3 protein-coding genes are annotated in these 6,297 nt (G+C 64.6%); 2 read left to right on the top strand and 1 reads right to left on the bottom strand.

Annotated elements, in window-relative coordinates; all coding sequences use genetic code 11:
- Positions 1-242 precede the first annotated feature (242 nt).
- Both B7Z76_RS13160 and B7Z76_RS13155 read left to right on the top strand, forming a co-directional pair.
- Positions 243-635, top strand: a complete 393-nt coding sequence (locus B7Z76_RS13160; protein WP_291344444.1) for a GFA family protein — start codon at positions 243-245, stop codon at positions 633-635.
- A gap of 224 nt (positions 636-859) precedes the next feature.
- A complete protein-coding gene (locus tag B7Z76_RS13155) occupies positions 860-2,719 on the top strand; it encodes a hypothetical protein (protein WP_291344442.1) in 1,860 nt (619 codons plus the stop codon).
- 85 nt (positions 2,720-2,804) lie between these two features.
- Here B7Z76_RS13155 and metH read toward each other — a convergent pair whose 3' ends face one another.
- Entirely contained in the window at positions 2,805-6,290 is a 3,486-nt protein-coding gene (gene metH, locus B7Z76_RS13150; protein WP_291344440.1) for a methionine synthase, read from the bottom strand.
- Positions 6,291-6,297 lie beyond the last annotated feature (7 nt).

The raw sequence follows: 6,297 nt of genomic DNA, 5'->3' as shown, positions 1-6,297 counted from the left end.
AGAGGATGGCGGTCGAGCCATTCGGCGGGCACGCAGGATGACGTTCCGGTCATGCGCGCGGCAGTTAAAGTAACTTTTTGGTATTGGCAATCGACAGCCGCTACGCGTGGCAGCGCGCGGGACCAGGCGAGATGGCGCCCTGCCCTGCCTTGGGTCTGGTGGGGGCGATTTTGATTTTTGTAGGGCGGCTGGCGGGATAGGGTTGCGAGACGGCGGGGCCGGATGGTGGGTTGATGGCGGCGATGGAGATTGCGGGCGGGTGCCATTGCGGGGCGGTGCGGTATGTGATCGGCGGGCGGCCCCGGCGGCATTCGCTGTGTTTCTGCGCCGATTGCCGGCGCTGCGCGGCGGCGCCGGTGGTGGGCTGGGCGGTGGTGGACGAGGGGATGCTCCGGGTCAGCGGCGAGGTTTCGGTCTATCGCTCCTCCGGCGACGTGGAGCGCTCGTTCTGCCCGAGATGCGGCCCAGGATTGTTCTGCCGGAGCAAAAAACTGTTTCCGGGGAGCGTGGACGTGCAGACGGGCACGTTCGACGACCCCGAGATTCTGCCCCCGACCGAGGCGATCCAGATGGCGGAAACGCCGTCATGGATGGCGGGGTTTCCGGAGTTGCCGAAGCATTGGCGGTGGCCGTAAACGGTGATCCCGAAGCCTCCTAACGCCGATTGATCCCTGCTGGCCGGCTGCCCGACGATGGATGCGGGTCCGGAGCGTGCGACGGCGCGAGGTGCGGTGCCGGTCCCGAGGGCTAAGCGGGCGACCATACGGCGCGGGCACGGTGGCGCGATTCTGCTTCGGGGCTTTATTTCGATTTCGTTCGGGTGTGATAGTTGGAACCGGGTGTTAACGGGTGGGCCAAGATGACGGATGCTCAGGGCTCGAAGCGGCCAAAAGGACGCACGCTGGCGGAGTTTGGGAAACTCAGCACGGCGGAGCGAAAATTGCTGGATTGCGCGGCGGCGGGCGGGGGCGCGGTTTTCGGTAAAGAGCGGCCGGAGAGCGCCATCGACGCCAAGACGTTGCGGGGCACGTTCATCCGCTTTCTGGCACTAGGCGGTGACGAAGACGCCCCCGTGCATGAGACGGGTGTGCAGCTTCAGGGCGCATGGATCGAAGGGGCATTCGATCTGGAAGGGGTGGAGACCAAGGGCGGGCTCCTTATGGTGGGATCCGCATTTGAGGCCGCGCCGGTTTTCCGTGATTCGCGGATCAGAGGTTCGCTCAATTTGGCCGGCAGCAAGATGCCGGGTTTGCAAGGCGATCGCCTGACCTGCGACGGCTCACTGTTTTTGAGGGGCGGGTTCGTCGCGACTGGCGAGGTGCGGCTGCTCGGAGCCAAAATCGGGAGCGATCTCGTATGCGCCGGCGGCACGTTCCAAAATGAGGGTCATGATGCCCTCAGCGCCGATAGGGTCGATGTCGGTGGTACCGTGTTCCTCAACGATAAGTTCACGGCGACCGGCAAGGTGCGGCTACCCGGGGCCAAAATCGGGAGCAATCTCGTATGCGCCGGCGGCACGTTCCAAAATGAGGGTCATGATGCCCTCAGCGCCGATGGGGTCGATGTCGGTGGTAACGTGTTCCTCAACGATAAGTTCACGGCGACTGGCGAGGTGCGGCTGCTCGGGGCCAAAATCGGGAGCGATCTCGTATGCGCCGGCGGCACGTTCCAAAATGAGGGTCATGATGCCCTCAGCGCCGATGGGGTCGATGTCGGTGGTAACGTGATCCTCAACGATAAGTTCACGGCGACCGGCAAGGTGCGGCTGCTCGGGGCGAAAATCGAGGGAGATCTCGTTTGCCGCGGAGGAAAATTTCGAGGCAAGCAAAAAGCCATTGATATGCAGCAGGCCCATATCCGCGGTACATTGATGATCGACGGTGTCACGATCGAAGCAGGTATCCTCGATCTGAACAGCGCGACGGCTTCCCGACTCGTTGACGATTCCAAAACATGGGCAAAAGGCGTCGTGCTCGACGGCTTCGTTTACGGCGCATTCGGAGGGACGGCGCCGACTGACGCGAAGATGCGGATCGACTGGCTGGACCAGCAGCCGGGCGCGCATAGCGGCAAGGATGGCAATGGATCGACATTCCGGCCGCAGCCCTGGCAGCAGCTCCGCAAGGTGCTGCGGGAGATGGGGCATTACGAGGCCGCCCGAGAGGTCGGGATTGCATTCGAGCGGCGCAAGCGGGAGTGCGGGCTGATCGGGCAGATGCCCGAGATTTCGGTGGGTCAGGCGCTGCGTGCGGTCGGCGGTTCAGTTTATGGAAAGACGGCGCGGCTGCTGCATATCGGGTATGGCGCGCTGGTCGGGTATGGATACCGGCCGCTCAGGCTGCTGATGATTGCCACAGTTGTCTGGCTTGTCTTTGGTGGTGGCTATTTCGCCGCGGCGCGATGGGATGGCGCGTTCGTGCCGTCCACACAGGCATTGTTTTCACGGTATGGCGGAATGTGCGGGTTGCCGGCGCATGTTCGGTGGACGGATTGCAAGGCAATAAGGCTTGAGTATCCGCAGTTCTATCCGCTGGCCTATTCGCTGAACGTGCTTCTGCCGGTGGGCAATCTCGGGCAGGAGGCGACGTGGCGACCGGAGACCGGGACTTGGGGCGGGCGGATTGCACAGTTCGCGGTGTGGTTCGAGACGCTGTTCGGCTGGATGACCGGTCTGATTCTCGTGGCCGTCGTGTCAGGGCTGGCCAAGCGCGACGAGTAATCCAAAAGTCAAAAGAGCAAAAGTTTTTGCTTCTTTTTTCAAAAAGAAGCTCTTTTACTCCCCTTCCCTCCTCTCGCCCGACCCCTCACACCGAAAAATACTTCGCGTGGGGGTTGAGGACGACGATGGCGCTGGTGGATTGTTCGGGGTGGAGCTGGTGTTCGTCCGAGAGCGACACGCCGATGCGCTCGGCGTCGAGGAGGCGGAGCAGCATCGTCTGGTCTTCGAGGTTCGGGCAGGCGGGGTAGCCGAACGAGTAGCGTGAGCCGCGGTAGGACTGGGCGAGCATTTTTTCCATGTCGCGGTCGTCCTCGGCGGAAAAGCCGAGTTCGGCGCGGATGCGTTTGTGGGTGTATTCGGCCATCGCCTCGGCCATCTCGACGGAAAGACCGTGGAGGTAGAGGTAATCCTGGTAGCGGTTTTCCTCGAACCAGGCGCGGGCGGTGTCGGAGGCTTTTTCGCCCATGGTGACGACTTGCAGGCCGATGACGTCGCGTTCAGCGTCGTCCACGTCGCGGAAGAAGTCGGCGATGCATTCACCGTCGTCGCGCGGCTGGCGCGGGAGGGTGAAGCGGGCGAGTTCGGTGCTGCCGTCCTCGGCGAAGAGGATGAGGTCGTTGCCCTGGCCGGCGGCCTTCCAGTAGCCGTAGATGGCCTGGGGCTTGAGGATGGTTTCGGCAGCACAGATGTCGAGCATGCGCTTCATGACGGGGCGGAGTTCCTGGCGGGCCCAGCCCATGAAGTCGTCCAGTGACTTGCCCTGTTTGCGGAAGCCCCACTGGAACTGGAAGAGGGAGCGTTCGTTGATGTAGGGGACGAGGGCTTTCTGCGGCGCCTCGATGAGCTTCGGGCCCCAGAAGGGCGGGGTGGGCACCGGGGTTTCGCGGGTGAGGCGACGGCGGCGGATCTGGACGGCGGAGATGTCGACCGGGGCAAAGCCGCGGACATCGGCCTGGCCAAGGGTGCGCTTGGTGTTGCGGGCCTTGCCGCGGCGCTTGGACTGGAGGGCGGCGAGGTAATCGTCGAACCCGTTGCCGGTGACCTTGTCCATCAGGTGGAGGCCGTCGAAGGCGTCGCGGGCGTAGGCGACGCGGCCGGAGGCGTAGGCGGCGACGCAATCTTCCTCGACATAGTTGCGTGTGAGCGCGGCGCCGCCGAGAAGGACGGGGATGTCGAGCCCCTGGCGGGACATTTCCTCGAGATTTTCGCGCATGACGACGGTGGATTTCACCAGCAGGCCGGACATGCCGATGGCGTGGGCGCGGTGTTCCCTCGCGGCGGCGACCATGTCCGCCAGGGGAACCTTGATGCCGAGATTGACGACGCGGTAGCCGTTGTTGGTGAGGATGATGTCGACGAGGTTCTTGCCGATGTCGTGCACGTCGCCCTTCACGGTGGCGAGGACGATGGTGCCCTTCTGCTGGCCCTCGAGGCGCTCCATGTGGGGTTCGAGATAGGCGACGGCGGCTTTCATGGTTTCGGCGGATTGCAGGACGAAGGGGAGCTGCATCTTGCCGGCGCCGAACAGCTCGCCCACGGTTTTCATGCCGTCGAGCAGGAGGTTGTTGATGATGTCGAGCGGGGGGTGGGATTTCATCGCCTCGTCGAGATCGTCGGCGAGGCCCTTACGGTCACCATCGACGATACGGTCGCGCAGGCGGCCCTCGACGGTGTCGGCCTTGGCCTTTTTCACCGCGTCGGCGGCCTTGCGGTCGGCGAACATTTCGAGGACGCGCTGGAGGGGGTCGTAATCCTCGCGGCGGCGGTCGAAGATGAGGTCTTCCATGACCTGCACTTCCTCGGGCGGGATGAGGTGCAGGGGACGGATTTTGGAGACATGGACGATGGCGCCGGTCATGCCGGCCTTCACCGCGTGGTCGAGGAAGACGGAGTTCAGCACCGCGCGGGCGGCGGGGTTGAGGCCGAAGGAGATGTTGGACAGGCCGAGGATGATCTGGATGTCGGGGAAGGCATCGCGGATCAGCTTGATGCCTTCGAGGGTCCAGAGGCCGAGCTTGCGGTCGTCCTCGTTGCCGGTGGCGACGGTGAAGGTGAGCGGGTCGATCAGCAGGTCGGATTGCGGGAGGCCGTGCTTACGGCAGGCGAAATCGACCAGGCGGGTGGCGATTTCGAGCTTCTGCGCCGGCTCCTTGGCCATGCCGACCTCGTCGATCGTGAGGGCGATCACGGCGGCGCCGAACTTGCGGGCGAGCACCATGCGCTCTTCGGCGATGTGTTCGCCATCCTCGAAATTGATCGAGTTGATGATGGGCTTGCCGCCGTGGAGCTTGAGGGCGGCTTCGATGACGGGGGTTTCGGTGGAGTCGATCACCAGCGGCGCGTTCACCGACGAGGTGAAGCGGGTGATGATTTCGGACATTTCGCCGAGTTCGTCGCGGCCGACGAAGGCGGTGCAGATGTCGAGCGCGTTGGAGGCCTCGGCGACCTGTTCGCGGCCCATGGAGACGCAGCCGTCCCAGTCGTGCTTTTCCTGCAGCTCGCGCCATTTCTTGGAGCCGTTGGCGTTGCAGCGCTCGCCGATCGAGAAATAGGCGTTTTCCTGGCGCAGCGGGGTCGAGCCGTAGAGGCTGGCGACCGAGGGGATCCAGACCGGCTTGCGCGGGACGGGTGCCGGGCGAACCTCGCCATTGCGGCGGAGCATGGCGTCGAGGGCGGCGATATGCGGGGTGGAGGTGCCGCAGCAGCCGCCGATGAGGTTGATGCCGTCCTCGTGGATGAAGCGTTCGAGCCAGGAGGCGAGTTCGGCCGGCGAGAGCGGGTAATGGGTCTTGCCATCGACCAGTTCGGGCAGGCCGGCATTGGGCTGGACCGAGATGAGGCCGGGCCAGTTCTGCGACAGGAAGCGGACATGCTCGGCCATTTCCTGCGGGCCGGTGGCGCAGTTCAGGCCGATCAACGGCACGTCGAGCGCCTGGATCACGGTGGCGGCGGCGGCGATGTCCGGCCCGACGAGCAGGGTGCCGGTGGTCTCGACGGTGACCTGCACGAAGATCGGCGTATCGCGCCCAAGCTCGGCACGGGCGATCTTCGCGCCGTTGACGGCGGCCTTGATCTGCAGCGTGTCCTGGCAGGTTTCGATCAGGATGGCGTCCACCCCGCCCTCGATCAGGCCGCGGCACTGCTCGGCCAGGCCGGCTTCCAGCGGGTCGTATTCGATGTTGCCGAGGGTGGGCAGCTTGGTGCCGGGGCCGACGCTGCCGATCACGTAGCGGTCGCGCCCGTCGGCGAAGGTTTCGGCGGCCTCGCGGGCGAGTTCGGCGGCGATGCGGTTGATCTCGCGGGCGCGGTCGCCCAGCTCGAATTCGGCGAGGGTGATGGGCGAGCCGCCGAAGCTGTTGGTCTCCACCATGTCGGCCCCGGCTTCGTAGTAGCCGCGATGGATTTCGCGCACGAGGTCGGGGCGGGAGAGGTTCAGCACCTCGGTGCAGTTTTCCTTGCCCCAGTAATCGCGCTCGGTGTCGAGGGTGAGGGCCTGGACGCGCGAGCCCATGCCGCCGTCGCAGAGGAGGACGCGGTGGCGGAGGGCTTCGAGAAGTGAAATGTCGGTCATGATGGGA

Source organism: Acidiphilium sp. 20-67-58 (assembly GCF_002255515.1).
In the GTDB taxonomy this organism is placed as follows: domain Bacteria; phylum Pseudomonadota; class Alphaproteobacteria; order Acetobacterales; family Acetobacteraceae; genus Acidiphilium.
The sequence above is the reverse complement of the archived record's forward strand: the minus strand, read 5'-3'. Positions and strand labels throughout refer to the sequence as shown.